Below are 26,880 nucleotides of genomic sequence, written 5' to 3' on the forward strand. Positions count from 1 at the left end.
ACACGCTCTAGTCCACCCCCACCCGGTTGTCGGTTCACCCACCTCGCATGCATGGGTGCTGCCACGCTCGGTCGGCGACGAGAGGCGGGAGAGAGCAGCGATGACGGCAGCACGGACGGCGAGCCCCCTGGCGACCGACGACGGGGCCACGGTCGACGGCGCACCGGTCGAGGGCGCCGACGCCGACGGCCGGCTGGACTGCGTCCTGCAGGTGCTCGGCGGCGCCTCCGTGGCCGGCGTCGCCCGGGGCGCGGGCCTCGAGCCGGCCGTGGTCCACCGGTGGGTGCGGCTGTTCACCGACGCCGGCGCCGCCGGCCTCGCCAACCGGCCCGACCCGACCCTGGCCCAGCAGCGCGACCGCTTCCTGGCCGCGTTCGCCCACGAGATCCGTACGCCGCTCGCGGTCGCCCAGGGCTGGACCGACATCCTGGCCGACGGCGACCTCCCCGAGGACATGACCGCCTCCACGGTCGGCAAGCTCGGCGCCGCGCTCGCGCTGCTGGCCGAGCGCACCCAGGAGGTGGAGTACCTCGCCGCCGCGTCGTTGGGGCGGCTGCGGGTGACCCGCCGCGCGGTGTCGGCCCTCGCGCTGGTGCCCGACGGCGAGGTGGCGCCGAGCGGCGACCTCGACGCCCGGGTCGACACCGACCCCGGCCTGGCCGCGCGCGTCGTGCGCGACCTGTGGACGGCCGCGGCGATGACCCCGCGGCCCACGCGACGCGAGCTCCAGGTCCGCGACACCGGGATGTGGGTCGAGCTGCGGGTGGTCCGGACCGGCGAGCCGATCCCCGCCCGCACCCTGCACGCGCTCTTCGAGCCCTTCGACCGCAACGATGACGCGACCGGCGTCTCCACCGGTCTCTACCTCGCCCGCGCCCTCAGCGTCGCCCTCGGCGGCACCGTCGGGCTCGAGCAGGACTCCGAGCGCGCCGTGTTCTGGGTGCGCCTCCCCTCCCCCGAACCGAGGACCCTCCGATGATCTTCCGCCTTGCCTGCGGCGACGTCATGCCCGGCTGCGCCGCCAGCTTCGAGAACACCGACAAGAGCCTGCTGCTCGAGGAGGTCGCCCGTCACGCGGCCGCCGACCACGGCATCACCGAGATCACGCCCGAGGTGCTCGCGGCCGTGGACGGCAAGATCGTGCAGGCACCGGCCTAGCGGCTCCCCACCAGCGCGGCGACCACCTCGCGGGTGCCGGTCCGGCCCTCGGGGGTGGGGGTCAGCGGGTGCACGTGGACGGCACCCGGCACCTCGTGCAGCGTCACCGGCGTACCCACCTCGCGGCAGCGCTCGACCAGCAGCAGCGTGTCCGGGTGGAGCGAGTCGCGGGTGCCGATCCACACCGTCATCGGCGGCAGCCCCTCGAGCCGGCCGAGCAGGGGGCTGACCCGCGGGTCACGGAGGTCGCCGCCACCCATCCACACCCGGGCCACCTCGCGGGCGCCCGGCGTCGAGAGCCAGGGGTCGTCGACGCGGTCGATGTCGGGGTTGGTCAGCGTCGCATCGACCCACGGCGCGATGAGCACCAGCCGTGCGACGTCGACGCCCTCGTCGCGCAACACCTGCGCCAGTCCCAGCGCCAGCCCGCCCCCGGCGGAGTCGCCGGCCAGCACCAGTCCTCCCCCGGCGTCGACCGGCGCGTCCTGGTGGGACTCGGGAGAGGGTGGCACGCGCCACGGTCTCCCGAGCGTCCCCGGATCGGTCGCCAGCTCACGGCACAGGGGCAGCAGAAAGGCGTAGGCGTCGTCGCAGGTGTGGTCGGGCGCGAGGCCGTAGAGGGGCACCACGACGCGGCAGCCGGCGTCGACCGCCGCCGAGACCAACGCCCAGTGCTGCGGGGCGATCTCGGACAGGTAGGTGCCGCCGTGCAGGTAGACCACCGTGCTGACCGGCGGGCCTACCGGCTCGATCAGGTAGACCCGGAACCCACCGACCTCGGCCTCGTGCACGTCGTGGCGGTCCCGGAACCGCTTCGGCGGCGACGGATCGGCCTTGGGCTCGGCGAGCCGCTTCCGGGCTCGGCCCACGGTCGCCATCCGCGGCTTCCGGGTCACCCGCAGCACCAGTCCCACGCCCCGCATCTGCCAGCTCATGGGCGCAGGCTCCCACGGTCCGGTGAGGTGCGGTCGAGCCGCACCCGGCCGACGATCAGTTCGCGGTCGCCGGGTGTGGGTCCCCGCCTGGGCGTCGGCGCAGGGTGCTGAACTGATCGTCGTTCGGGTGTGGGTGCGGCGTCAGTCGGAGACCACGACGACCGAGGCGGCCTGGCCGGTGATCCGGACCTGCTCGCCCACGCCAGGCACACGCAGCGGCAGGTCGGTCGGGGCGGCGAGACTGACGATCACGGTGTCACCGGTGGTGCGCACCGAGTGGGACAGGCCGGGGAAGCGCTGCGACGCGCCGCTGGCGGCGAGGTAGGTGGCGACGTACTGCCGGGCCGCCTGCGGGTCGATCTCGGCCCGCCGACCCAGGCCCTTCGTGTAGACCTGCTCGCCCTGCAGCCCGTCCGTGGCCGCGAGGGCCGCGGCGTCGGCGGTGGCGTTGAGGCCCTGACGTCGGAGGTACGCCGCGGACGCGTCGACGACCACGGCCACCACGAGCGCGACCACCACCGTGAAGCCGATGATGAGCGGCGTCATGGACCCGCGCTCGTCGCGAGGCCGGCTCACGGGCGCTCCTCCCGGAAGGTGCCGTACGGCGCCTGGTGGTCGGCCTGCAGCCGGATCGCCGGCGTCTGCGACCCGAACACCGCCGGCAGCAGCGGCAGGTCGACCGAGGAGCGGACCTCCGCGCGGACCACCGACCCGGGGGTGAGGCAGTCACGGGGCGCCGGCCGGCAGGTGATCTGCACCCGAGGCGCGTCGGTGAGGCCCTGGTCGGCGTACGCCAGCCGGGCGGCCGCCTGGGCCCGGGAGTACGCCGAGGCCTGGTCGGGCGAGGTCACGAACGCCCGACCGGCCGAGCGGGCCGCGGCCGATGCGGCGTACGCCGCACGCTGGGTCTCGAAGACGGTCAGCACGACGTAGAGCAGCGGCACCAGCAGCAGGATCGCGAGCCAGACGAACTCGATCACCGCCGTCCCCTCCTCGTCGCGCGCCCTCATGGCCGGCCCTGCAGCAGCGGCTCCTGCACCCCGTGGCCCTCGACGTCGAGCGAGACGCCCGGTCCCCACAGCCCGAGCGGGGGCACGACGGCCCGCACCCGGACCTCGACGGTCGGCACTCCCCCGGTCGTCGTGCGCCGCGCGGAGACGTCGCGGGCGAACCGGTCGGCGATCGCACCGCGCACCTGCTGGCGCGTCCGGGCGACCCCGTCGGCCGGACCCCGGTCGAGGGTCGCCCCGTAACGGGCACCCTCGGTCGCGGCGGCGGTCAGGGTGTTGCGCACGTGCAGCACCAGCCCGACCTGGACGAGGCCCAGGACGAGCGGCACGAGCACCATGCTGACCAGGACGAAGTCGACGACGGCGGCGCCGGCCTCGTCGCAGCGCCACCGGTCGGGCTCAGCCCGAGACCGAGGCGAGCGCTTCACGCAGCATCGCGCCCAGCTGCGAGCCGGCGATGGCCCAGAGGCCGGCGACCAGGCCGGCGGTCATCACCGTGATCAGGACCCAGCCGGGCACGTCGCCGCGCTCGTCGCGCGGCCGACGCAGCCGCTGCAGGGGGGTGGGCAGGTGTCGCACGGTTCCTCCAGGTGGGTGGTGACGGTTCAGGGCACGACCAGGCGCAGGCCGACCAGGCCCGGCCAGAACGCGAAGACGACGACGGTCGGGAGCACGAGGAAGACGACGGGCACCATCATCAGGACCTCCCGGCGCGCGCCGGTCTCGATCAGGGCGCGTCGCGAGGCCTCGCGGACGTCGCCGGCCTGGGCGTGCAGGACGTCGGACAGCGGGGTGCCGCGCTCGACCGCGACGGCCACGCCCTCGGCGAAGCGCGAGACCACGGCCAGACCGGAGCGGGCCGACATCTCGTCGAAGGCGCGGGTGATCGGCGTACCGGTGCGGACGTGGGCGAGGACGCGCGCCAGCTCGGCGGACAGCTCTCCCGAGGAGCGGCGCACGACGCGGTCGAGCGCCGCGACCGGGCTCTCCCCGGCCGCCACGGCCAGGGCCAGCAGCTCGGCGACGGTCGGGAACTCCTGCAGGATCTGCCGCTCGCGGGCCGCGACCTGGGCGCTCAGGCGGTTCTCTCGCAGCAGCACGCCGCTGACGAACGCGATGCCGCAGAAGACCAGCAGCGGCACCGACCGTTCCGGCGAGGTGGCCGCCACCAGGCCCGAGGGCACCGCGGCGAGGGTGAACCCGACCAGGCCCCAGACCACCTGCTCGACGCGGAACTGGGCGACGTCGATCTCCAGGCCGGCCCGCTCGATCCGGCGCCGCACCGAGGTCGAGCCGCCCATGACGCGCTCGACCGCCCGTCCCGCGGCCTGCAGCGGCGGTCCGAACACCCCGGCGAAGGCGTTGGACGACGCCGGCGGCGCCGGCAGCGACGCCGGGCGCGGGAGGTCGCGCACGTAGGGCAGCACGCGCACCGCGATCGGCGTACGACGGGCGTCGAGCAGTGCCACGACGACGAGCCACAGCCCGGCACCGAGGGCGCCGCCGAGCAGGCCTCCGAGGAGCGGCGTCACGACAGGATCCGCCGCTCGACGGGGAGCCGGCCGATCCGCACCATCAGCCGGTACGCCGCGGCGCACAGCAGGCCGCCCGTCGCGAGCACCACCACCCCGGCCCCGGTCGCGTAGCGCTGGATGACGTCGGGCTGGAAGCACAGCAGGAGCAGCACCAGCCACGGGGCGGCAACGGCCAAGCGGGCGCCGTTGACGGTCCACGACTGTCGGGACTGCAGCTCCGAGCGCGTCCGGGCGTCGTCGCGCAGGTAGCCCGAGAGGCTGCGCAGCAACCGGCCCAGGTCACCGCCACCGACCTCGCGCGCCACCCGGAGGCTCTCCACGACCCGGTCGCCGACGGGGTCGGCCAGCCGCTCCTTGAGCCGGTCCAGCGCGACGGCGAACCGCCCGCCGACCTGGTAGTCCAGCGCGAACCCGGCGAACGCCGGCCGCAGCGGCTCGGGCCCGCGCTCGGCGAGCGCCGCCAGCGCCTCCGGCAGGGACATGCCGGCCCGCACCGCCGACGCCAGGTTGTCGACCGCCTCGGGCCAGACCTCGGCGAACTCGCGCTGCCGCCGCTCGGCCCGGCCGCGCAGCAGGGCCACCGGCAGGTAGGCGCCCATGACACCGAAGGCCAGGGCGACCGGCACCGTCCGCGAGGCGAGCAGCACGACGGTCGTGGCCGCCACGGCGGTCACGACGCACACCACCACGAAGCCCGCCGGGCTCACGTCGGGCAGCCCGGCCCGGGCGAGCAGGGGCTGCAACCGCGGCTCGCGGGTGCGCGGCGGCGCGGCCGGCCACGTCGAGGACCACACCAGCAGCAGCCCGACGCCCAGCACCAGCCCGAGGAGAGCACCCATCAGCCGCCTCCCCCGAGGATGCGGTGGACGTCGACGCCGGCGCGCTCGAAGGTGTCGAGCCGGGTGGGCATCCCGCCCGCGTGGACGAGCTCGCCGTCGCGACGGAAGAACACGGGCTCGGTCTCGACGATGTCGTGCTCGACCCGTCCGGGCACGGCCACGACCTCGTTGACGCGTCGGGTGCCGCCCAGGTCGATGCCGAGGTGCACCACCAGGTCGACCGAGCTCGCGACGGTGGGCACCACGAACCGGGCCGAGATGTTCTCACCCGCCAGCAGCGGCAGCGTGCAGAGCTTGACCAGCGCCTCGCGGGCGCTGTTGGCGTGGAGCGTGGCCATGCCGGGCAGGCCGGAGTTGAGCGCGAGCAGCAGGTCGAGGCTCTCCGCCGACCTGACCTCCCCGACGATGATGCGGGTGGGCCGCATCCGCAGCGTCTCGCGGACCAGGTCGCGCAACGTCACCGCGCCGTTGCCCTCCAGCCCCACCTGCCGGGTCTGCATCGCGACCCAGTCGGGGTGACCGAAGCGCAGCTCGAAGACCTCCTCGGCCGAGACGATCCGATCGCCGCCCGGGATGGCCGAGGCCAGGCAGTTGAGCATCGTGGTCTTGCCCGCCTGGGTCGCCCCGGCGACGACGATGTTCTGCCCGGCCAGCACCGCGGCCTCGAGGAACTGCGCCGCCTGGGTGGTCAGCGACCCCAGCCGGACCAGGTCGGCGAGCCGCGCCGCACGCAGCACGAACTTGCGGATGAAATTACGCAGCCCTGCACTGACCTGCACGGAGGCGGGCCGATAGCGCCCTGAACTGCGAAAACACCGTTGACCTCGTTGAGTGCTGGTGACGGTCTGTGAAGGTCTTGCGGACTATCTGCGGACTGACGGACCGGCTGACTTGGGCGCCCGATCCGTGCGCGCAACTTGTCACGGCGCGTCGCCAACCACTGTTTGAACTCGCGATGTTCCACGAGGAGCGCGGGGGACGCCGCGGACGAGCCAGCGCAGACGATGGCGGCATGACCCACGCGGCCACGAAGGCCGACAGGGTGGGGAAGTGTGCTCCGGTGCTTCCGGCCGATGCGTGCGTATGACGAGTCGTACTACGGGCGCAATGCAATCTGTAGTACACTTCGTCGTGACCGGAAAGAGAGACGGAGTTGCAGCTCCGTCCATAGATGAGGCCAGTAGAGGCCCACAGAGAGGTAAGACGATGACCAACAAGACACCCGAACAGACCGAGAAGGCGGAATTCAGCTCTGCAGTGCTTTCAGCTCTAGGCGCGTTCGCACCTGCCCGAAAGCTGACGACCACGCTTCAGGTCCGAGTCACCGATGAGACGGCAGAGAGTCTCGACGCACTCGTTGCACAGGCACGCGACAACGGTATCGATCTGAGTAGGTCAGACCTTGTCCGAGCCGCAGTCACAGCGCTGGTCGCAGGGACTAACGAGGCTGAGGAGACGCTGGCGCGTTCAGCGTGAGAGCTGTGATCCACCTGCCGCGCTCGCTGCGAGGGATGGATCCAGCCCACAAATGTGGTCGACGTAAAGGGCGTTGACCTCTGAAGGAAGGGGTGATGGCCGTGAGCGACCGCACCCAGGAAAACCCGAAGAACCCCACCGAGAAGGAAGCGAGCAACGAGAAGAAGATCGAGGACTCCGACGCCTCTCCGCCCGGCTTGCCCGACAACCTGGGGCACTCTTTCCGGGCCGGGCAGATCATTAAGGCGATGATCTCCGGGGCAACCAATGCGGTCGTGCGTGAGGGCATCGAGTACATCATCAAGCACCACGGTGGATGATCTGCGACGACCGCCTAACTGACTTGTCTTGACGCTAGCGCCCGGGCCGCATTCCCAGGGATTGGGCCCGGGCCAAGCGATCGAGATCGTGACACCCTTTGCCCTTACACGTAATGCTCAGGCCGCGCGACGTCAGGTCCGGGGCACTCGGGTCGTTGCACACGTTGGCCGCCTCGGCGGTCCAACGAAGGCGTTTTGCGAGGTCCCGACGTTCGCCCCCCGGCGCTTCGCGTTGAGACCGGCTCCTTTGCGGTCCATGCTGACGGCGAACCAGGCCGCCGACTTTCCGCAGGGACGCATACCTACCCAGCTTGACGTCGATGGGCCAAAGGCCGTCTTCTTGCCGGTGATGTCCAGCAGGACCAGTCAGGCCGACCTACCCGCTGGATGGTGTCGTCTGCAACCCCAGGAGACTGCGGCGAGCGGCCTACGTAGAGAACTGGCTGTTTCGCCATAGCCTTGGACGGTGAGTACCGACGCAGACTTCTCGCGGCAACTACACCAGTTCGTGCGTGATCGGGATTGGGAGCAGTTCCACAACCCGAAAAATCTAGTCATGGCACTGGCGGGGGAAGTGGGCGAACTGACCTCCGTCATGCAGTGGATGACCTTCGAGGAGGCGGAGGCATGCGCCCAGGGCGCAAGCGCCGACGCCGTCCGCGACGAACTTGCTGACGTCTTTATCTACTTGAACCTTCTCGCGGACAGGCTCGGAGTAGATCTCGTCGAATCGGCGCGCCTGAAGATCTCGCGCAACGAATCGCGCTACCCATCGGACCTGACGCGCGGACGGCTCGACAGGTACGACACCTACGGTGAGGGGCCCATCAGTGAACGTGATCATCCATCCAGCAGCGAGAGCTGACGCGCAAGCGAACCTGCAACGAACTGTCCTTAGCGGTGTGCAGTTCGACTCAGCGTTGCAAGAAGCGCTCGGCGATGACTCGAAATTCGTGGCGCCGGCGATCGACAACGGTGTTCTCAGGCTCTACGGGACTAACCCGGGAGCCAAAGATGGTAAGCGCGCCAAGTTCGCGGAGATCTCACCGGGCGATATCGTCGCCTTCAACTGGAACGGGGCCTTCAGGGCAACAGCACGAGTAGTGCACACACTGGAGAGCCCAGCCGTTGCAGGCTTGATGCACTGGGGCACCTTCGAAGTGTCCGGTGGTGCCCAGCAGCCCTTTCAGTTGATTTATGCCCTGACCGACGTAGTTGCACTCGCGAGGCCCGTTCGTTACGACACGATGCAAACCCGACTTCTAGGCGTCGGCTCCGGCAAGTTCGACAATCAGTCTTGGAACGTAATCACAGACGCGCGGGCCGCCGCGATGGCAAGGGAACTCGGGACTCCTACGACTCCCGTGCGGACCGCGGCACCGGTGCCGGTTGAAGCGCCCACGGCGGTTGATGATGCGGATGACACCCAGACCGATATCGATCGAATGGCAAGAGCTCGTCGCGAGCAGGCACGCATCCGCAGGCACGTCGTGATCGGTGCTCAGACCGAATGCGCTCTTTGCCTACGCGTCTATCCGTCGATGTTCGTGTGGGCTGCGCATATCAAGCCGCGGAGCGAGTGCAGCGACGCCGAACGTAATCGGGTGACCGACATCGGTATGGCAGCTTGCACGTTCGGCTGCGACCAGCTGTACGAACAGGGTTTATTGACTGTCAACGCCAGCGGCCTGGTCATCGTGGCCGATCGGGGACCTGCGACTGGTGCTGTGGCGGACTACCTCCGTCAATTTGTAGACACCCCGCGAGTGTGCCGTGCGTGGGATCCAGCGAACACCCACCGGGTCGGATTTTTCGCGTGGCACCGGACCCGGGCATTCACAATGTAATGCGCACGTGTACAACCCTCGATTGCCAGGCCCAGTTGGTCGCACTCGTGTCTCTCCTGGTCCGCCGTGAATGCGATTTACGACAGGTCGATATAGCTGACCCCCAGGCCGAGGCTGAGCTGGGGCCCTGCTCCTCTGGCTGCAGGGCTCTCCACAGTTCTCTCCAGCCGACAAGGGGTGGCGTATGCCGTCACGGCTACATGGAACCCGTCCTCAGCTACGACCGACGCCGTTTCGAAGGTGAGACCCAAGCCGAACTCGGCACCCACCTTGGCAACACGCCTGCAGAGGGCCAACTCCGCTACATGACGAGCAGCAGTGATGGCCTCCCCGTAGGTGTCAGCAGTTCTCGCCCCTTCCGAGTCGCTGCTGTTCGAAGCACCGCAGATTCGCTCGCCCGTGGCGGCGAGCGTCGTCCCCACCGACGTGGCGGTCATGCCGGGGACCTGGTGCAGGGTGAGCAGCCGGACCTCCCGACCACCGGGGGAGGCGGTCGGGCGTTGAGACGCCGAGGCGCCTGCGCACCTAGGACACGTCTTGAGGCGTTGGGCAACTGCCCGACGACACTGCGGGCACTCCCAAGTCGCTGTTTCCACCCCCAGAGTCTCGCGGACTAGAAGCCGAGGCGAGCCACTTCGCAACAAACTCCGTGCGCTACATGACTTCATGCTGACGCTATGTACGCGCCCAGTACGTCGCCACATGGCGAGTCTGCGGCCTCCATCTGCTCAACGGGCGCCCATGGCGAGCGACGCCGTGACGTCGTCCTCGGCCAATGCCCCAGTCTCTAATGCGTGTCATGCCCGCAGTGTCGGGCGCAGAACGTCAGAGCACCGAGAATTTCCGCGCAAGGAGCCATGTCACCATGGGGCAGTCACGTGGATATGCCACTCGTCCCGCCGGACGAGTTACGGGCGGGGAAAGGCTGTCGGTCCGGTCTCAGAAACAGAACCATCCTCACGCGCGCCAGAGGCACCGGTGGGGTGTGACGACTCATCCGGCAATGAAGGCCACAAGTGAGTGCACGGCGTGGTCGTCCAAACTGGTCCGGTTGCGGTCGTAGTGCATGGTTGTTCGCGGGTCCGAGTGTCGTGCAAGGTCTTGGACCTTGCGGAGTGAGGCGCCGGCCTCTAATGCGTTAGTGATCGAGCTGTGACGCAGAAGGTGCGGCGTCACCCGCGCCGTGATGCCGGCCTCCCGTGCAAGCGCTGCGATCACGCGGTACACACCTCGCCGACAGAATGCCTGCCCGTCGCGACCGCATAGGAGCTGGCCGTGGGTTCGGCCACCGGCTGCTGCATCAAGCGCCCGGAGAACCGGTACCGGGATCGGCATGCGCGCGGGCACAGACCCCTTACCTGTGAAGCACAGAATGCGGTGCCCTCGCAGGAGCTGCTGGTAGTCCTCAATCTGGATCGAGCATGCCTCGCTGGATCGCAGCGCCATGCACGTCAGAAGGTAGGCGAGGGCCTGATCTCGGCCTGACCGCCTTAATGCAGTGTCTAGGAGAGATCTCATCTCACGCCGGTCCAAGCCAACGGTGTCACGCACACCCCGGGACAGCCTCGGTCGACGAGCCAAGGCCGCGGGGTCTCTAGCGATGATCTCCTCATTGAAGGCGAACCGATAGAACCCCCTCACCGGGACCAGGGCCGTGTGCACGCTCGAGATCGCTTGATTCTCTCCCTCGTGAAGGTGCCTGATGTAGGCCTCTACATCAGTGCGTCGCGCCAGAAGTGGCTCGAGCGAGTTGTCGGCGCACCACCGGAGCCAGCGGTCGAGCTGATACGTGTAGGTCTCACGCGTGTTCTTTACGTAAGGCAGCAGGTAAACGTTGCGGACTTCGATGGCGTCGTTGAAATAGGTCATGCACCAGCAGGCACGACATCGGCGAAAAACCGGAAGAGAGCGTGCACGTTTCTGAGACGCGACCGCGACGCCACTACGGCGATGGCGCTCCGGTCGGGTTCCAGCATCCCGATGAGCGGGGCCACACGGCGGTCATCGTTTGCTCGCCGTAGAGTCAATTCTCCGGCACTGGAGAACCCGTTTCGGCGCTCCGCTACGGCCCCGCTCGAGCGGTTCGACGGTCCACGCGCAACGGACGGTAACGCCCAGTACGGGGCTGGCGTTTGCCTGGTCAACGCGGGCGTGGACGCCGGTGTGAGGGTCCCCAGGGAACGTGGTCCGCGACACCGCCCCGAAGGTCATGCCGCGGCGACGCCGGCGGCACGCATACACGCACTGGATGCCCGGAGGGGACACCAGCTCAGTCTCGCCGCCGTGGCACGCAGGACGTTGCCGTGGGACTGCAGCCTTCTCGCAGCTCACCCTCCCGACGATGAGACCCGGCACGCTGCCCTGCACGAGTAACTCCAGATCGGACCCGTTCGCTACGCCCACCAACTCGCTTGGCTCGCGCAGTAGGGGCTCGTCAGGCGGCAGACATCACGCCGTCCGGGGTCAGTGGGCCGACTAGGCTGGGCGTTCGGATTGCGCTCAGTGACTAGGCAGCGGACTCTCAAGTTCGTCAGCACGCAAGGGATGCGCTAGCGAATCCAACCCGGATTCAGGCGGTGGCCTGTCGCTCGATCCCGTCGCCACCGAGGTCCTCAGACCTCGCCGTGACGCGGATCGAAAGAATGCAGAAGTCTGGGTGCAGGCCTTCGTCAGAGACGGCGCAAGGACGCTCGCGCGAAGTCATAGACGTCACGAGCGCCTCGCACACTGATCCTGTGTAGTGACCAAGTTTGGGGTCGTACTCCCGCAGGATGAGGAAGTCCCCAACCTGGTAATCACGGTCGTTGCGCCGTAACTCGTGTGACCGCTCACCTGCAGCTATCGGTCGAAAGAACTCGGACCAGCTCTTGACCTCGTGGATGCGATTGCTCACGAGTCCTCCACCGGGGTGAAGTCCGAGAAATCGAAGTTGATCTGTCGCAGGTGGTCCGCCGTAGGCGGCTCAAGTACGGCCTCAAGGGCCTGCCAAGTGTCAGGGTCCGGGACGGGCGAACTGGTACCGGGTCGTTGCGACGCGTGCACCCAGAACTCGGTATTGGCAATCCGGGCCGCAGCGGTGTGGGAGGCGCGGGGCAAAGAGTCGAAGAACGTCTGTGCCATCTCGATCACCCTCCTCATCATGTCGTCCTCGCCAAACGCGCCCTCGTCGTAACTGTCAAGGTAGAGCACACCTACGACATTCCGGCCCGCCTCCTGCCCCAGGTCAGCGTCTGCGGGCCCTAGGATCGGGATGGCGGCCACCGACGCCACTGCGTCTGCCATCTTCTGCGAGGCCTCGTCAAGGGACAACGCCTCCATGTCCGTGATGAGTTCCTGGTGGGTGGCGTGGTCGCGGGTGCGGACGACCTGGCCGAGGGTGAACGCAGCACCGATGGTGCCGTTGCTGCTAGGGAACGTTCGCCCTGCTCGGCCCTTCACGTTCTGTGGTCCCTGGTAGTCGCAGCATTGCTGCAGCACAACCTCGTCGCCAGTTGCCAGGGTCCGGTGCAGGGTCACCCTCAGCCGTGCGCTGGGCGCTCGCACGCTTGTTATGTACCCAGCTACGGCGGCGCAGAATGCAGTGGCAATTGCTTCGGTGGGGCTGGGCAGATACTCACGGCGCCATTGAGCGCGAACAGCGTTCGTGGTGTGAGGCGACTTGGTCCCAGCGGTCCGCTCCAGCAGCCCAGGCATGTCGAAGTATCCACCTGACCACGCGGGGCGATCAGTCTGAAAATACTTGTCTGGCTCCTTCAAGCACCGTTCGACTTCTTCGTGGAGGCTGGCGTCGAGGACGTCGGTAAGGCCGGCCTTCTTTTCAGTGCCGTGTCTGATGATGATCCGACCGTCCGGGACGCCATGCTCACGGGCAAGGCGGCCGAGCTTGTCAGAATCGGCGGTGACCGGCGTAAAGGCTCCGCACCGGTAGAGCAGATACGCAAGAAGTCGGTTCTGGAATGACACCCGTTTGTCAACGAACAGGTTCGTGAAACTGGGGTTGCGGACCCGTAGTAGCACGTCGGTGTCCTGTCGAAGCCGGGCACGAAGGCGACCCTGGACCGCGCTCGTGGAGTCCGCGAGAACGGGGTTCTCCCAAATGGCACGCAAGGACTCGAAGGTTGTCTCGTCAGTATCGCTTCTGTCCTTGACTTCCCGGAGCGTGCGCAGGAGGTCGGCTCGTCCGGAGAACAGTTCAGCCAAGATCCGGTCTTGCCGGAAATGCGAGATCCTGAGCCGGAACAGGTCGACCATCGCGCCGTCACCTGATCCGGAGACGATGTAGGTGCTGCGCGCTTGCCCGAGCTGTGGCTGCGCCAGCGTGTCATTGCGCCAGTAATAAGTCGCTGAGTCAGTCTCGAGGCCGAAGCCGACGGCGAGTATCACGACGTCGAATTTGTCGGACTCCCCCGAAGGCGCTGGTTGGTCAGCAGCGGGGAGCGCTGGCTCGGTCCGGTCACGCTCCTCGCCGATCCATTCAATCTCCATCTGAGAAGGATGACTCGAACGACGGATCAGCAGGTGGCGAGTGTTGCAGTACAGCCGGAGCTCAGGGGGCTCGGAGTTGATGCCTTCGGGAGCGGTCTGTTTGGCTCTGGCGACGTCTCGCCAACCGCTGAGAACCTGGACTACGACGTCTGAAGCCCGGCTCGCCGTCCAATTTAGGACCGGGAGGGCAGCGCTGTAAGCCTCGCTACCTTGGCTCGGCCAGTCGTAGATGTGTGGGTGAAGCCATCGCGAGTCGCTACCGTGCTGCAGCGGCATGACCGTGTCGCGGCGCTCAAACACGGTGATGTCAGCATTCACGCGCTTCTTCAACAGACCGGCCGCCACGGTCAGGCCAGCGAATCCGGCCCCGACGACTGCGATGCGCTTCCGGGATGAATGTGACGTGCCGGGAGCGTGACCATTGGACGCATCCAGGGCAACCTCGCCGGACTCCACGAGCGCCCAAGCTAAATTGAGCGCTCTGACCTGCTGGCTTAAGACCGTGATGCCTTTGTCGAAGGTCCCAACCATAAAAACCGGAGAGCCCGGCAGGCGGTAGTTCGTGAGCAGTCTGGTCGGACTGACCGTGTCCGCGGGGTCCACACTACGGAGCCTAGATCAGATGCAACCGGCTCACCCGAGCGGGTCCGAGAGAGTGTCCCTACCTGGTGTCGGGCGAGCTGGCCGCGCCTGGTTCGGGCATAGGCGGGGGTGAGGTGCCGGGCGACTTGATTTCGCCGTGCGCTGAGCATCGACTACAAGGGTCACCGCACACCGGCCACGCTACGCGCGGGCCTCCCGTTGCGGTCCGTGCCGTCGTATTGCTCGATCGAGTCCAATCAGAGAGCCGAGCGCCGCCGTCCACGCATGGCGCCGCTGCGCGCTCCGAATCCGGCCAAACCGGCGCAGCGGACGGATTCAATGATACGTACGAGCGGACGATTCAATCTCGTCGTCGCCTCGACGAGTTCCATATCCACGAGTGCGGTGGGCAGAGTCAGCGCCCATGAGAGCGATCGGCGGCTGTGCACCCGCCGCTCGGCCGAAGGAAGTCCGAGTGCGTCGAGGAGGCGTATCGCGGTTTGACGTTCGACATACCTCCACGATTGGGGCGGCTCCAATCCGAATTGTCGCAATTGGCTTAGAGGCACCTCGTCCCCACTGCGCCGCGGATGTGTCAGCTCGAGCGCGGACGCAGTCTCGCTTCCTTCGAAGTACTCGTCGAACTCGGCGCGGGCTATCCCGGCAGTGGCCCCAAACCTCTCCCAGATGTCGCCTGGGGTCGAGGTGTGGACCTCGCTGAGTTGGGCCACCCCGAGAACCGCCCTGGCTGTTCCGGACCCATAGATGATGACGACGTCCGGTTGATCGCGCGGCGGCTTGCGCCGCAACTCGACCGTCTTCGTTCCTTGCAGGATCGCGTTCGCGAACCGGGGCTGGATCGATATGAGTAGACCGAACCGCTCATCGGTCGACGCGCCTGCTTCTCGACCGTGTCCGGTGGTGGACCGAAGGCTACTCATCCGGGTGCGCCCTCCTCGTAGACACGGAAGAAATCCTTCTCGTCGATCTGTCGTGGCGACGGTAGCGGCTCCAACTGACTAGTCATCGCACGCAGGCGCCGCAAGGAGACCGGGCGCGTGAAGAATTCCGTGTCGGCAAACCGGACGGCCATCGCATTGCCGCGGTTGGCCCGCTTCTGGATCTGATCGACACCGAGGACGCCCAAGTGTCGGAACCGACCGTGCAACGTGGCCGGGTCGGCCACTACCACCTGGTCCAGCCGAGAGGATGCAACGACTCGTGCCTCGCCGCTGACGTACCAAAGGATCCGTCCGGGTGCTTCCAGGACTGAAGGCGATGGCGCCCGGTAGTAGACGTGCTGACGAGAAAGCCCGAGAACCGGATCACTGTCCCACAGCCCACCACCGCGTCCCAGCAGGGCGTCGGCAGGAGCAGGACGGATTGGGACCAGAAAGCACTTCAGCCCGGCGTCACGTACTTTCAGCGGCCAGTGCGACCGTTCCAACCCGGCAAGTACCCGACAGGCTGGCAGCGAGCGGTCTCCGGCAGGCGCCATCCCAAGACGCGCAGCAACATCTCCCCAGGGAAGTACACCAGTGATCACCGCGGCGGCCCAGTCGTCGCCGTCCCGATGGAACCCGCACTCGGGCAGAACGTTCAAGACTGCGGGGCTCATAAACTGATCACGGATCACAAACCGCTCGACACCTGCCAAGACAGCCTCACGACGAAGCAGGTGAATCAACTGATTGGCAAGTGTCCGGGCGAGCGGGCTGCTGATCACGCGAAAAAATGACACCGCCAGTTCATCTCCCGCCGCGGCGAAAAACAGAGCAGCCGCAATTGAATCGTCCGGGCCCCGTACTACACGTCGAGAACCCGACTGGCCGGCTTTCTGAGCCGCAGACCGCAGAGTTGCCTTGAACTGGGTGCGTCGTTCGTTTGCTCCGTGGTTGAGCAGCGGCCGCAGTTCCTCATCGACCCGTGCGTCGCCCTCTGCAACAGTAAAGCCGGTGTCGCGCAACCGCACCGGTGAATAACTGGCCGCGTCACGAATCTCGTCCAGGTGGACGAGAAGGTCGGCCGGAGTTGAGATCCAGATGTTGGTGAACGGCGCAGCGGCAGCGGACAAGATGCCGACGGCATTCTCATCTCGAGTCACGAACGCTTCTGCACCGCCCGCGGCTGCCTGCGCAAGAAGCTGTGCGTCCCTGAGCAGGGACGGGTCGCGGGTGAGGTCGTCTGGGGGCACGGCCCCGATGACTTGTGCCGTGAGTTTGACTGCCGGGTCCGGGCCGTCTGCGGGTGGACGTCCAACAATCTGGTACGACGCCTGCGCCGTACCTAACAGTCGCTGGCGCAGTGCAACGTCATCAATCGCGTTGAACTCTAGGAGGTTGCCCGGGGTAAGAACAAGCTCGATGTCATCAGCGAGCCAGTCTGCCGTGAGCGCCTGGGATTGCTCTGCGCGCACCCCTCTGCCGTCCTCGTGCAAGTCTCGAAACACGTTGGTGTCTATCGCGACGGGCATCCGCGCAGACTCGGCGGCTAGCGAGGAGAAGAGGTCGTCGTGCCCGTGGTCGCGCCACCATGCGGTGAGCAGGTGGCCCTTCTTGCTCCGGCCCGGCGCATTCGAACGGACCTCGAACCCAAGGCGGGGCCAAGCCTTGGTGGCCGGCCAGTCTCGTCGGCACCTCAAGGCGATGCCTTCGCGGTCCGCGTGGAGCCTGCTCAACTCGTCAACTAACAGCTGGGCGATTCCCCCCCGGCGATGAGCCGGTTCTACGCACAGTTGGGCGAGTGTGACCCGGGTCCCGGGAAGTCTGAAGATGGCGTAGCCGAGAAGGTCCTCGCCTTGGACGGCAACCAGGATCAGGCGCCTCGCCGCGTAATCGGAATAGGCCGGCAACGGGAGCATTCCGAACCACCGCTTGTGCCGCTCCGCAAGGTCAAACACCTTGTCAAGCAATTTGTCCTCGGCAGGTTCGAGCAGGCGAACTCTGGGTTGAGCACTGCTCATCCGACACGATCCTCTCTAGACGCACCGCGCATGTCCCAGCCGGGGGCCTGTAGATCGGTGTCTCCACCGGCAGATTGCTCCGTTCCCCTCCAAACTCATCGTGGTCAAGCCTAGCTGCTGCTGAGACGCAAGTAGCGCTGTCTTCTTGCCAAGGCCGCCGTAGAGACCGGTCATCGCGAAGTTGGCGTTAGTCGACGTGCGCCCGCAACTAAGTGATCTGTAGAGCCTTGCTCCAACGCCGCCAACCGGGTCGACTAGCGGAGATTGAGAAGCGGGTGATGACATGTGAGGCCCTGGGCGCTCGGTTCGGCCTTGAAGGCGTTTGCTAACTGCTAATTCTCTGTCCCGCTAAATTCTGATTCCCTGCTGGAAGTAGTGCCCGCCTCGGCTAGGGCACCGTACCGACACTACGGATTTACGGGCGGAACAATCACCCAGGTGTAGACGCCCGCACGGCTGTCAAACACGCACTGGTAATCGACACCGGCCTCGTAATCTCGGACGAACCTGTCGACGTCGGCCGGACCCCGGCACTCAGCAGGGTCTGGCTGCTCGCTCACGAGACCCCATGAGTCAAGTCCAGGGGTTCGTCTCCCTCGCTCAAGGGCTCCTGAAGTTGTGGCGGACCAACCCTGAAGTGCTTTCCTAGTGTCTCCGTTTGCCCTTGATAGTTGGAGGTGGAACCGGTGCCCCCGTACAGCGTGGAGGGAGGTTCCATCATTCTCTCGTAAGTCAACTTACACACGTGTTGGCCGTGCTCGACCATGAAAGGCACGTCATGGGCCCGGACTTCTAGCGCAGCCGTTGAACCACGTCTCGTGTTGGGACCGCCGTAACCGAAACCCGGGTCGAAGAAACCTGCGTAATGCGTGCGAAGCTCGCCACTGGTGGGATCGTATGCGGCCATCTCAGCGGCCAAGTGGGGAGGAATGGTAATCCCCTGTTGCGACATTAGTAGGTAGAAACTATTGGGTAGCAGGATGATTCGATTGCCCTCCTCGCGTTCCACTCGATCCCAAAAATGCTTGGGGTCGGCATGCCGAGTTCGAGTCAGATCCAGCAGGGGCGCGGGCTTCCGGGCCTGCCATCCGATCCCTTGAGCCTTAGTTTGACGCAAATTGAGACCGACAAAAAGTCCAGCGGCCAGTTGCAACTGCCCCGCTCCCAACGGCTTCCCATTAATTGAAAGCAATCCGTGCTCGGCGTGTTCCTTTCGAATCTCGGCATCAGAGAGCGATGTGTTGCCAACACTGAGCCGCAACTGGTTTAGCGCAAGTCCACGCCGCACCCGCACGGGAAACGACAGCGGCACGACCTCGACAAACAGAGGACCGGAATAACCGGGCCTGACGTCATCGAACCGCGCCCCAGCATCCGTGAGCACGCGAGTGAACACGTCTGCTCGGCCTGTGGAGCTCTTGGGGTTGGCGCGGGCCCGCATGTTCGCGGGCAATTTCAGTCGCTCGATTAAGGGAATAATGTATGGGATGCCAACCTCTAGCACCGCACCATCACCCGTGAGGGGCAGCTCATTGGTGGTCAGTTCTTCTAGCCGCTGATTAACCGTGCGGTCGCCGGGCAGGAAGCTGCACCTAATGCGGTGTGCGACATCCCCCAGGCGCAGATCCAAACTAGCGGGCTGTACGTTTGCGGGCGGAATACTGTCGTTGACGCCGGTGATCACCTCGGCGGCAATGGCTTTTTCAAGCAAATGGTCTGGAAGTACGCCAGGCCCACTCGACTGCCATACAACCACCGCTTTGTTCCTTCCCTAGCACGACCCTTACTGGGCTTGAGCATGACAGTAGTGCTCATCGGTCCCTGGAAGGGGCGCGAGTGCATGGCCCCTTCCCGCCAAGCGCCGCGCCGAGGTCGACCTGGTTGGTTCCACGCTCCGAACCCGAACCTGGCGTGGTGTCCGGCGGCCCATGACCCCTGCGCGGGTGTCACCGCATCGAGAAGCACTGTGGCCATCCTCAGGCTCGGCTCAGCTCGGCCCGACGTTACGAGCGGATCGGACGGGACGTCCCGATCTCAGCGGACGCAGCCGCCGACGCTCCGCACTGAACTCAACCTGGGGCCTCCCGCCTCTCGAACGCTTCACCGAGCCGCCCACGGTCTCGAGACCGTGGGCGTTTCGTCCTCCGGCGGCCGTGGCGGACGGGCGCCGGGGTAGCGATGCAAGGTTCGCGAGACGTCTCTCACCTGCAACGGCTCCGGACCGTCGACGCAGCCGAAGGTCCGGCTCGCAGTGGGTCCGGGACAGCGATGTCCATCGAAAGCCGGGCGTGCAGTTGGTCGAGGCAACTGATGCGCTCAAGTTGTCGGCGAACCGCGAGATGACGGGCACTGCGCGTTCCGCCGCCCAATGGCGCGCGAGCCGCAAATTCAAATACCTGGGTCCGGTGTCTCGGAACGCCTGAATCTAAAGGCGCGTACTGGTCAATACCCGACCCAACCCGAGCGCCGACAAGCAGCGCCGGCGCTAGGGACTCAGACGAGCTTCTTCTCGACCACGCGCCCGGTCTGCCCGTTGTAGCCGACGAATAGCCGTACGTCTGTTCCCCCATTCCATGCGCAGGGTCGATAGCGACGCGTATAGCCGCCAGCGTGACCGTCCGCGAACGTGCCCCGGGTGTCGAAGATGGCGTGCACTCGAGACTTCTTCATCCCGATCTTGGCGTGGCGCCACTCGTGCTGGGTGACGCAGTTGCTCGAACCGCCATCGTGTGCCGTCGCTGGCCCAGCGGTAGCCACAACTGCTGGGATAGCGAGTACCGCCACGAGGCCAACAGAGGCTGCCACAGCGCGAGCCGAGCGCACGACAATCAGCGCTTCTCGCAGGCGATGCGGTCGTTGTCGCGGTCCAGGGTGCCGTTGTGGTTCTCGGCCGCCCAGTACGCCTTGTTGTTGTGGTAAAAGTTCGTGACCCGCTTACCGCTGGTCTTGTCGACCGCGTTGCGCGTCCCCACTCCGTGGGGCCACTTCTTGTTGAGCTGGGTGCAGTTGTCGTGGATGCCGGTCGTGTGGGCCACGGCAGGCGCCGAAACGCCGACGGTAGTGGCGATGACACCAGTTGCGATAGCAATGCCGGCGGTCCTGAGCTTGAACATGTGAGTCCCCGAAGCAGTGAGCTGGTGAGCGGGCCCCGAGCGGGACGCCGGATGGAGCGTGGCACCGGAAGGTGCCGAGCGTTCGCTTCTCGCCGTTCGTCTCATTTCCAAGATGCAGAGGGCTAGTCCACTAGTCTGCGAAAATCCACTGGTCTCCGGACGACCTCCCGCGTGGTAGCGGGCTCGCCGATGCAGCCAGTAGGACTGCGCGACTCGGGCCGTGCGGCACCCGTAACGGCGATGCAACCGCGGCCACGCCGGGTCTCGTGTGATGTTGCCATCGCCGCAGCGACCTCGGTGGCGTTCGTCGGGCGCGGGACTTATCCGTACGGCTGCGTCACACCACCGGGCGGCCGCCGCACTGCCGGGCCGTTATCTCTGCCACGAGCAGCGCTAAGACGGTGTAGCCGTTGGCGGCGCACCAGTCCCGACGCTCGGTAGCCCAGACGGTGACCTGGCTGTGCAGAGTGTCTCGCTCAGCTTCGGTCAAGTCGGGTCGACAACGCGTGCAGTCGCACGACGCGGGAGAGTTTGCCGTGACCAGCTCGGCTGGCAACGCGTCGAGGATGGGTGCGAGGTCCTGGGTTCTGGGCTTCACGCTCGTTTCACCTCGTAGACCCCGCGGGTGCCCCGGCGTTGCGTCCGAGGGGCATCAGGTGCCTCAGCCGGGATGCGCAGGGCTGCAACCAGCCGAGCCAGGGTGATGCGCTGCTGGCGCACCTCCACCACGGCCGGGTTTGCCTTCATACCCTGCGGTCCTTCTACTGTCAGGCCGTTGCTGACGACGAGGCTCTCCAGCTTGTCGAGCAGGTCCGTCGTACGGCAAGCCTCAGCCAGGATGATGCGTTCGTGTACCCCCAGCTCGTAGTCGCCGGCGACTGCGCGCCAGAGGTCCCGGCCCCGCGCTCCGAGGCCGGGCGGTGCCTCCATGGGTGTACTCATGCTGGCTCCATGCGTTTGTAGGTCGATTCGTTTCAGAGTGCTAGAAACATGGCCCCCTACCTGGGGACTGGGGGCGGCGTGCCTTGTCGTGATCGTGACCCCCTCCCCCTCGCATCCTTTCCCTCGGTCCGCTCGGGGTGTGTCGGATGTGCCCGGGGCGGCATCGGGGGTCGAGCTGGGGTCAAAAGTGGTGGGTGGTGGTGGGTTCTCCAGGATTCCCCTTAGGGAAACGCGAATGGAAACTCGTGGACAACCCACCACCACCCACCATTCAGTCAGGGACGAGGCTGATGGACTGCCATTGAGCCCCCCTGCTGGCCGTCCTCTTGGTGTAGCCGCGGGCCTCCAGCGCAGCGCTGAACGCCTTGTTGGTGGCCTCTGTTGGTTCCCCTTCGTTCCTGGTCCAGGTCACGAAGGCCTGGTAGAGGTCGGCGGACATCGCAGTGCCGTGGCCGGCGCAGACGACACCCTCGTCGGCCAGGAACCGGGCGATGGTGTCGGAGTCGAGTTGGTAGCGCCGGGTGGCGGCGAGGACTGCCTGCGGGGGGTTGAGACCGTTGGCCTGGTAGTCCTGCCACCCGGCCCAGAGCCACGCCAGGACGGCGTCGGGGACGGCCTTGAGCCGTTCGGGCAGCTCCCCGTCGCGCTGGGATTCGGGCACCACCTGGTCGAAGGGGACCGCGAGGATGCGGCGCCACGTCGCGGGGTCGTCGCCGCGCACCCTGGGCAGGTGGTTCGTCAGCATGACCAGGGTGTGCGAGGGGTCGAACTGGACGGGGTTGCGGTAGAGCAGTTTGGCGTTGACCGGGTCGCCGCCGGTGAGCTTCTTCATCGTCGCCTCGTCGAGACGAGCGCCCTCGGCGATCTCGGAGCAGAACGCCAGCCGGGCCCCCTTCAGCCTCATCCGCTCCGGGGCCAGGTTTCCGGCGTACTTGGCCTGCATCAGGATGTCGGCGGGCACCTCCAGCGCGTAGTCGCCCAGGGCGTGGGCGACGGCGTCGCGCAGGGTTCCCTTGCCGTTGGCGCCGCGACCGAACCACAGGAGCAACACGTGGTCGCGGACCACGCCGAGCAGCGCAGACCCGAGGCTGCGGGCCAGGAACGCGCGCATGTCGGGGTCGGGCTGCGTCTGCTCCAGGAATCGGTCGAACACCTCGGCGCGGGCGCCGGGCTTGAAGTGGGCGTTGGTAACTTTGGAGAGATTGTCCGACGGGTTGGACCGGCATACGGTTCCGGCCTCGATGTCCACCGTCCCGTTCCCGGTGTTCAGCAGGTAGGCCGAGGCGTCGAGTCGGGCGGCGGCGAGAGTGCAGGGCACCATGTGGGAGGCCAGGTCCAGCACGCCCTTGATGCCGGCGCTGGATTCCACCTTCCCGATGTCCTGGAGCAGCATCTTGCGGGCATCGCTGCCCATGCTCGACACCTCGTCCAGGGCGGTCTTGAGGACCGCGATCACGGCGCGGTGTTCTTCGCCGTTGACGCACGGCGCCCACCGGGCTCCGTCCCAGATGTGCCAGCCGATGCCGTGGACGTGCAGTAGCTTCCCAGCGTTGGCGCTGGTGAACCGCTCCGCGAATCGGAGTTGCCCGCGGTGCGACTCCTCGGGCTGGTCGGCCAGGTGCTGCGCCGCGATGTCGGCGGCGCTGCGGATGCTCGTCACGCCATCAGCCCCTTACGCAGGCCGGACCCGAGGGTGCCCCGGGTGGCGTTGCCGATCTCGGCGGCTGTGAGGCCAGCCTGTAGCCCGGCGTCGGTGAGGGCACCGACCACGACGTACTCAGGCACCTCGCCCGCGGCGACCATCTCGCCGGCCTTCTTCGCCGCCCAGTGGAACAGGTCGTTGCGGGTTCCCTCCTCGGCGTCGAGGACGGCGTGCATGAGCCCAGTCAGGCGGGAGCTGACCCCCGGTCGCGTCCAGGGCGTCACCTTAGAGACGCCGGTGCGCCCCGAGGGGACAGCAGGGCGCACGAAGGCGGCGAGCTGGTCAGGCATCGTTGTCAGCGGGTGGTCGCCGCCCCCGTCGCCGGTCCACCGGTAGGCCCCGGCACGACCGACGGACGGGGGTACCACGACGTAGCCCGCGTCAGCCTTGGAGTCGACGCGGGGTCCGAACTTCCCCGCACCGGACAGCAGGTATCCGCCCGGGTGGGCGTAGTAGAAGTGCAGCCCCCCCGACGCGGTCGCAGCCATGAGGGTGCCCGGCAGCAGCCGCCTCCGGTCCAGGTTGCACAGCGTCTGGTACCCGGGGTCGTTGCCGGCCGGCATGCCCTGGATGAACGTGGCGATGTCCACGTCGACGACGGCCAGCCCGGACGCCGCACCGGTGCGCACGGCGAGCAACCCGGCCGGGTGGTCGAACACCATCTGGGTAATCCGGTCGGGGACGGTGGTGGCGGCGTAGAAGCCGTGGCAGGTCAGGCAGGTGCAGACCTCCATCAGCGCCGGGGTGGTGTGCTCAGTTCGGCACGGACCACAGTTGCGGAGGGGCGACTTGGTCGCGCTGAGCACGAACACGCGCCAGCCGCGGCCGGCGTAGGCCAGGGCGTTCTCGAGGAGGTAGCCGGGGCAACCGCGGGTCACCATGCGGAGGCCCGGGGGGATCGTGAGTTCACGGGGACACCTGACCGTCGTTGGCACGAGCCTCGGCGATGAAAGCCTCGACGTCCTCGACCGCGTAGAGCACCCGGCGGCCCACCTTGAATGACTTCGGTCCCTTGCCGACGTGTCGCCAGTAGCGAACGGTGTCGTCTGCTGTCCGCAGCGTGGCAGCCAGTTCCTCGGTGGTCATGAACTCCATGGCGTTCCTTCCCGGTCGTCGGTGGACCCCTTGGGAACAGCGTGGCTGACAGGCATTGCCGTTGCAATCCTTTACGGATACGGTTGATTCCACTTAGGAACAGAGGATCCATGCCACGACCAAACCCACATCGCAGCATCGCCAGTGAGGAGTCCCTCGCCAGGCGGATTGCCTACGAGCGCGGGAAGCGAGGGATGAGTTACGACGGTCTGGCCTCCCGGATGACCGAAGCCGGGTGCCCGATCAACGCCTCCGCGCTGTACAAGATCGAGAAGGTCGATCCACCCAGGCGCATCACGGTCGACGAGCTCGTCGCACTTTCCCGGGTCTTCGGCATCAAGTTGCAGGCGCTGATCCAGCCACCGGAAGAGGCTCTGAATCGCGAGCTGCTCAAGTTGATGGAGCAGATGGCGGCGGCGATCGATCAGACACTGATGGCGAACACGGCCTTCAAGCAGTCGCTGCGCAACGTCACCGAGTTCGTCATCACGCACCCGGAGACGGTGAAGCAGATCGACCAGCTCGGGGGAACGTCAGTTTCGGGTCTCATCGAGACTTTGCGCGACGTCGACGACGACGAAGACCACCGCCTCGCAGACCGACTTGAAAGGATCGCCGGTGTCCAGCATCAAGAAGCGTGACGACGGCCGATGGCGTGCCCGCTACCGCGACGACGCAGGCAAGGAGCACGCCCGGCACTTCACGCGCAAGGCCGACGGCCAGCGATGGCTCGATGAGGTCACAGCCTCCGTGATGACCGGCAACTACGTCGACCCTCGCGCCGGCAGAGTGACGTTCGGTGAGTACGCGGCGGCCTGGCAGGCATCACAGGTCCATCGGCGAAACACCGCCGCGGCGGTGGACTCCGCGCTTCGCGTGCACGCTCTGCCTCGCTTCGGTGATCGGGCCATCGCATCCGTTCGGCCATCTGAGGTGCAGGCCTGGGTCAACGACCTCACCAAGCGACTCGCGCCGGCAACGGTGCGCGTTACCTACCAGCACCTGCGATCGGTCTTTCGGGCCGCCGAACTCGACCGGATCATCGCGCGTACGCCTTGTGAGCGTGTCGTGCTCCCGAAGACGCAGCCACACCGTGTGCGGCCTCTGGCTACCGAGGTGGTGCTGGGAGCCGCCGAGGGGATGCCGCCGCGCTGGCGGGCGATCGTGACACTGATGGCCGGCACCGGACTGCGCCCCGGGGAGGCCGCCGGGCTCACCCTTCCCCAGCTCACGATGCTGCGACGTCAGTTGCACGTCGACCGGCAACTTCTACTGACGCGGCCGCCAACGTTCGGTCCGCCGAAGACGGCGTCGTCGGACCGTGTCGTGCCATTCGGCCGGGTGGTTGCGCACGACCTAGCAGCGCACATGGCCGCCTATCCGGTGGGTGTTGACGAACTGCTGTTCACAAACCCGTTCGGGGAACCGGTCAACCGGGACCAGCTCGCAAAGGCGTTCAAGGCCGCGGCGCTCGCGGCGGGTGGTCCGCCCACCGCCCGGCTGCACGACCTGCGCCACTACTACGCCTCCCTGCTCATCCGACACGGTGAGAGCGTGAAGGTGGTCCAGGAGCGGCTGGGCCACAGTTCGGCGAAGGAGACCCTGGACACCTACAGCCACCTCTGGCCCGATTCCGAAGACCGCACCCGAGCGGCCGTCGACAACGTCCTGGGCTCCGCCGACGTCGAGCCGAGACAAGACCATGCATGAGGCACAGAGGGACCAGGTCGCCGTTCACGAAGCTGGCCATGCGGTCGCCTACTACGTGATGGGACGACCGATCAAGCGGGCGGTGGTCGCCCTGTCCGAACACCGGGTCGTGCCTGTCGAACGACCACGAATCGGCAACCCAGAGGAGGCGACCGTGGCTGCGTCCGGTTGGGCGGCGGAGAAGTACTGGTACCGCACAACGATTTCCGACCCACAACACGCACAGGACGCCATCAACACCGCATGGCTCAACCTCGGCGCGAGCGCTGACGAAGAGGCAATCGAACGTTTCGCCGCAGAGTTCGACGACGTGGCGGAGGACGAAGCCTGGCTGCTTGCCGACGAACTGGTCGCCCGCCACTGGGCGCTAGTCGAGGCTGTTGCCGAAGCCCTGAAGGCCGAGGCGGAATTCGGGCAGCGACGGCTCACCGAGATTGCCGACTCGTGCGGCGTCCCGTTCGGCGAGTGCACTGCGGACTCGCTGCGGACTGGAGACGACTCCTGATCGCGTTCTCGCAGGTCAAGCGACCCACATGCGCGTGTGTGCGAACTTGCGGATGTTCACGGCCGAGAACTGCCGGCTGATGCCCTCGAGCACCACGTGCAGCCGGTGGCCCTGCGGCAGCATCGCGTCCACGAACGGCTGGCTCAGGTCGATCCGCCGACCGCTCGACTTCAGCATCCGCTCGACCAGGTCCTGCACCTCCGCGCGGGTCAGGATCACGTTGGTCAGCTCGTGGCGCCCCCTGCGTGCCACGAACACCCGCGAGGGCTCGTTGATCCAGATCTCCTCGACCTCCGGGTCGTCGAGGAACCGCTGCAGCGGCCCGAACCCCGAGACCCGTGCCACCAGCTCCTCGACCGTCCCGACCGGGTCGGGCACCGGCGCGACGACCCCGGTCAGGCTGCGGTCGTCGTGCTCACGCACCACCTGCTCGGCGATCCGACGCACGTGTCGCGCGTCGAGCTGCGGGTCCACCCCGTCGCGGCGTACGGCGGCCCGCACCCGCTCGTCCAGGACGCCCACCAGGTCCAGGTCGAGACCCGGCTCGACCTGGACAGGTGTGGGCGGGACCGCGCGAGAAGCACCAGCGCCCGAGACGTCCACTGACATGCCCAGCAGCATCGCCCCGCCGCTGACCTGCGAAAACCCCCGACGACCGATCTGT

Annotated in this window: 29 protein-coding genes; 9 read left to right on the top strand and 20 right to left on the bottom strand. The window is 67.0% G+C overall.

Features of this window, described 5'->3' with window-relative positions; genetic code table 11:
• The first annotated feature begins 100 nt into the window (after nt 1–100).
• Both ASG49_RS16110 and ASG49_RS16115 read left to right on the top strand, forming a co-directional pair.
• Nucleotides 101–979 carry a HAMP domain-containing sensor histidine kinase gene (locus tag ASG49_RS16110; protein WP_056543849.1) on the top strand — a complete coding sequence of 293 codons (879 nt, stop codon included), beginning with the start codon at nt 101–103 and terminating at the stop codon, nt 977–979.
• Entirely contained in the window at nt 976–1,158 is a 183-nt protein-coding gene (locus ASG49_RS16115; RefSeq protein WP_056543851.1) for a DUF1059 domain-containing protein, read from the top strand. Before ASG49_RS16110 ends, ASG49_RS16115 begins: the two co-directional genes overlap by 4 nt.
• Here the strand turns inward: ASG49_RS16115 and ASG49_RS16120 are convergent.
• The 8 genes from ASG49_RS16120 to ASG49_RS16155 form a co-directional block, all read right to left on the bottom strand.
• Nucleotides 1,155–2,093: an alpha/beta hydrolase fold domain-containing protein gene (locus ASG49_RS16120; protein ID WP_056543854.1), complete on the bottom strand. Its 939-nt coding sequence runs from the start codon at nt 2,091–2,093 to the stop codon at nt 1,155–1,157. The genes ASG49_RS16115 and ASG49_RS16120 overlap by 4 nt on opposite strands.
• Before the next feature lie 141 nt (nt 2,094–2,234).
• Nucleotides 2,235–2,669, bottom strand: a complete 435-nt coding sequence (locus ASG49_RS16125; protein ID WP_235562129.1) for a pilus assembly protein TadG-related protein — start codon at nt 2,667–2,669, stop codon at nt 2,235–2,237.
• Nucleotides 2,666–3,103, bottom strand: coding sequence for a hypothetical protein (locus ASG49_RS16130; protein WP_056543860.1), 438 nt, complete (start codon nt 3,101–3,103; stop codon nt 2,666–2,668). The genes ASG49_RS16125 and ASG49_RS16130 overlap by 4 nt, the downstream gene beginning before the upstream one ends.
• Complete coding sequence (locus ASG49_RS16135; protein WP_235562130.1) at nt 3,100–3,531, bottom strand: TadE/TadG family type IV pilus assembly protein; 432 nt, start codon at nt 3,529–3,531, stop codon at nt 3,100–3,102. The genes ASG49_RS16130 and ASG49_RS16135 overlap by 4 nt, the downstream gene beginning before the upstream one ends.
• Nucleotides 3,503–3,682, bottom strand: coding sequence for a hypothetical protein (locus tag ASG49_RS16140; protein ID WP_056543863.1), 180 nt, complete (start codon nt 3,680–3,682; stop codon nt 3,503–3,505). The genes ASG49_RS16135 and ASG49_RS16140 overlap by 29 nt, the downstream gene beginning before the upstream one ends.
• A 26-nt stretch (nt 3,683–3,708) precedes the next feature.
• Nucleotides 3,709–4,635, bottom strand: coding sequence for a type II secretion system F family protein (locus ASG49_RS16145; RefSeq protein ID WP_056543867.1), 927 nt, complete (start codon nt 4,633–4,635; stop codon nt 3,709–3,711).
• Nucleotides 4,632–5,477 carry a type II secretion system F family protein gene (locus ASG49_RS16150; RefSeq protein ID WP_056543870.1) on the bottom strand — a complete coding sequence of 282 codons (846 nt, stop codon included), beginning with the start codon at nt 5,475–5,477 and terminating at the stop codon, nt 4,632–4,634. Before ASG49_RS16150 ends, ASG49_RS16145 begins: the two co-directional genes overlap by 4 nt.
• Nucleotides 5,477–6,256, bottom strand: coding sequence for a CpaF family protein (locus tag ASG49_RS16155; protein ID WP_082534206.1), 780 nt, complete (start codon nt 6,254–6,256; stop codon nt 5,477–5,479). The genes ASG49_RS16150 and ASG49_RS16155 overlap by 1 nt, the downstream gene beginning before the upstream one ends.
• Nucleotides 6,257–6,683: 427 nt before the next feature.
• On the opposite strand from ASG49_RS16155, the gene ASG49_RS18745 reads away from it, so the two are divergent.
• The 4 genes from ASG49_RS18745 to ASG49_RS18750 all read left to right on the top strand — a co-directional run bounded on the left by ASG49_RS18745 (nt 6,684) and on the right by ASG49_RS18750 (nt 9,120).
• A complete protein-coding gene (locus ASG49_RS18745; protein WP_156384389.1) occupies nt 6,684–6,953 on the top strand; it encodes a ribbon-helix-helix protein, CopG family in 270 nt (89 codons plus the stop codon).
• 101 nt (nt 6,954–7,054) lie between these two features.
• Complete coding sequence (locus ASG49_RS16160) at nt 7,055–7,273, top strand: hypothetical protein (protein WP_156384390.1); 219 nt, start codon at nt 7,055–7,057, stop codon at nt 7,271–7,273.
• A 466-nt stretch (nt 7,274–7,739) separates the two neighbouring features.
• The gene (locus tag ASG49_RS16165) at nt 7,740–8,138 is read left to right on the top strand and encodes a nucleotide pyrophosphohydrolase (RefSeq protein ID WP_056543876.1); all 399 of its coding nucleotides are present in this window, start codon (nt 7,740–7,742) and stop codon (nt 8,136–8,138) included.
• Nucleotides 8,104–9,120, top strand: coding sequence for a hypothetical protein (locus tag ASG49_RS18750; RefSeq protein ID WP_156384391.1), 1,017 nt, complete (start codon nt 8,104–8,106; stop codon nt 9,118–9,120). The genes ASG49_RS16165 and ASG49_RS18750 overlap by 35 nt, the downstream gene beginning before the upstream one ends.
• Before the next feature lie 993 nt (nt 9,121–10,113).
• Here ASG49_RS18750 and ASG49_RS16175 read toward each other — a convergent pair.
• From ASG49_RS16175 to ASG49_RS16220, 11 genes are all read right to left on the bottom strand, one after another.
• Entirely contained in the window at nt 10,114–10,989 is an 876-nt protein-coding gene (locus tag ASG49_RS16175) for a tyrosine-type recombinase/integrase (RefSeq protein ID WP_056543882.1), read from the bottom strand.
• Between the two features lie 700 nt (nt 10,990–11,689).
• Nucleotides 11,690–12,013, bottom strand: a complete 324-nt coding sequence (locus ASG49_RS16180; RefSeq protein WP_056543885.1) for a DUF3850 domain-containing protein — start codon at nt 12,011–12,013, stop codon at nt 11,690–11,692.
• Complete coding sequence (locus ASG49_RS16185; RefSeq protein WP_056543888.1) at nt 12,010–14,208, bottom strand: FAD-dependent oxidoreductase; 2,199 nt, start codon at nt 14,206–14,208, stop codon at nt 12,010–12,012. The genes ASG49_RS16180 and ASG49_RS16185 overlap by 4 nt, the downstream gene beginning before the upstream one ends.
• 236 nt (nt 14,209–14,444) lie before the next feature.
• Complete coding sequence (locus ASG49_RS18755) at nt 14,445–15,128, bottom strand: ASCH domain-containing protein (RefSeq protein WP_156384392.1); 684 nt, start codon at nt 15,126–15,128, stop codon at nt 14,445–14,447.
• Nucleotides 15,125–17,149 (bottom strand): GNAT family N-acetyltransferase, encoded by a 2,025-nt coding sequence (locus ASG49_RS16190; RefSeq protein WP_082534208.1) that lies wholly within the window; start codon nt 17,147–17,149, stop codon nt 15,125–15,127. The genes ASG49_RS18755 and ASG49_RS16190 overlap by 4 nt, the downstream gene beginning before the upstream one ends.
• Before the next feature lie 556 nt (nt 17,150–17,705).
• Nucleotides 17,706–18,905 (bottom strand): 2'-deoxycytidine 5'-triphosphate deaminase, encoded by a 1,200-nt coding sequence (locus tag ASG49_RS18410; protein WP_082534209.1) that lies wholly within the window; start codon nt 18,903–18,905, stop codon nt 17,706–17,708.
• Between the two features lie 1,072 nt (nt 18,906–19,977).
• Entirely contained in the window at nt 19,978–20,184 is a 207-nt protein-coding gene (locus tag ASG49_RS16195) for an excalibur calcium-binding domain-containing protein (protein ID WP_200936356.1), read from the bottom strand.
• Between the two features lie 672 nt (nt 20,185–20,856).
• Nucleotides 20,857–21,192, bottom strand: coding sequence for a hypothetical protein (locus tag ASG49_RS16205; protein ID WP_200936357.1), 336 nt, complete (start codon nt 21,190–21,192; stop codon nt 20,857–20,859).
• A 283-nt stretch (nt 21,193–21,475) separates the two neighbouring features.
• Complete coding sequence (locus tag ASG49_RS16210; RefSeq protein ID WP_056543900.1) at nt 21,476–22,864, bottom strand: phage/plasmid primase, P4 family; 1,389 nt, start codon at nt 22,862–22,864, stop codon at nt 21,476–21,478.
• On the bottom strand, nt 22,861–23,787 hold the full coding sequence (locus ASG49_RS16215) for a bifunctional DNA primase/polymerase (protein ID WP_056543904.1): 927 nt from the start codon (nt 23,785–23,787) through the stop codon (nt 22,861–22,863). The genes ASG49_RS16210 and ASG49_RS16215 overlap by 4 nt, the downstream gene beginning before the upstream one ends.
• A gap of 25 nt (nt 23,788–23,812) precedes the next feature.
• Nucleotides 23,813–24,001: an AlpA family transcriptional regulator gene (locus ASG49_RS16220; protein ID WP_056543908.1), complete on the bottom strand. Its 189-nt coding sequence runs from the start codon at nt 23,999–24,001 to the stop codon at nt 23,813–23,815.
• A gap of 194 nt (nt 24,002–24,195) precedes the next feature.
• On the opposite strand from ASG49_RS16220, the gene ASG49_RS16225 reads away from it, so the two are divergent.
• The 3 genes from ASG49_RS16225 to ASG49_RS16235 are packed head-to-tail and all read left to right on the top strand — an operon-like array spanning nt 24,196 to nt 26,216.
• Nucleotides 24,196–24,642, top strand: coding sequence for a hypothetical protein (locus ASG49_RS16225; RefSeq protein WP_056543911.1), 447 nt, complete (start codon nt 24,196–24,198; stop codon nt 24,640–24,642).
• Nucleotides 24,620–25,711, top strand: coding sequence for a site-specific integrase (locus ASG49_RS16230; RefSeq protein WP_056543915.1), 1,092 nt, complete (start codon nt 24,620–24,622; stop codon nt 25,709–25,711). Before ASG49_RS16225 ends, ASG49_RS16230 begins: the two co-directional genes overlap by 23 nt.
• Nucleotides 25,704–26,216 carry a hypothetical protein gene (locus ASG49_RS16235; RefSeq protein ID WP_056543918.1) on the top strand — a complete coding sequence of 171 codons (513 nt, stop codon included), beginning with the start codon at nt 25,704–25,706 and terminating at the stop codon, nt 26,214–26,216. The genes ASG49_RS16230 and ASG49_RS16235 overlap by 8 nt, the downstream gene beginning before the upstream one ends.
• Before the next feature lie 15 nt (nt 26,217–26,231).
• Here the strand turns inward: ASG49_RS16235 and ASG49_RS16240 are convergent, their stop codons facing one another.
• On the bottom strand, nt 26,232–26,825 hold the full coding sequence (locus ASG49_RS16240) for an ATPase, T2SS/T4P/T4SS family (RefSeq protein ID WP_082534258.1): 594 nt from the start codon (nt 26,823–26,825) through the stop codon (nt 26,232–26,234).
• Nucleotides 26,826–26,880: the final 55 nt, after the last annotated feature.

Source organism: Marmoricola sp. Leaf446, assembly GCF_001424755.1.
GTDB lineage: Bacteria > Actinomycetota > Actinomycetes > Propionibacteriales > Nocardioidaceae > Marmoricola.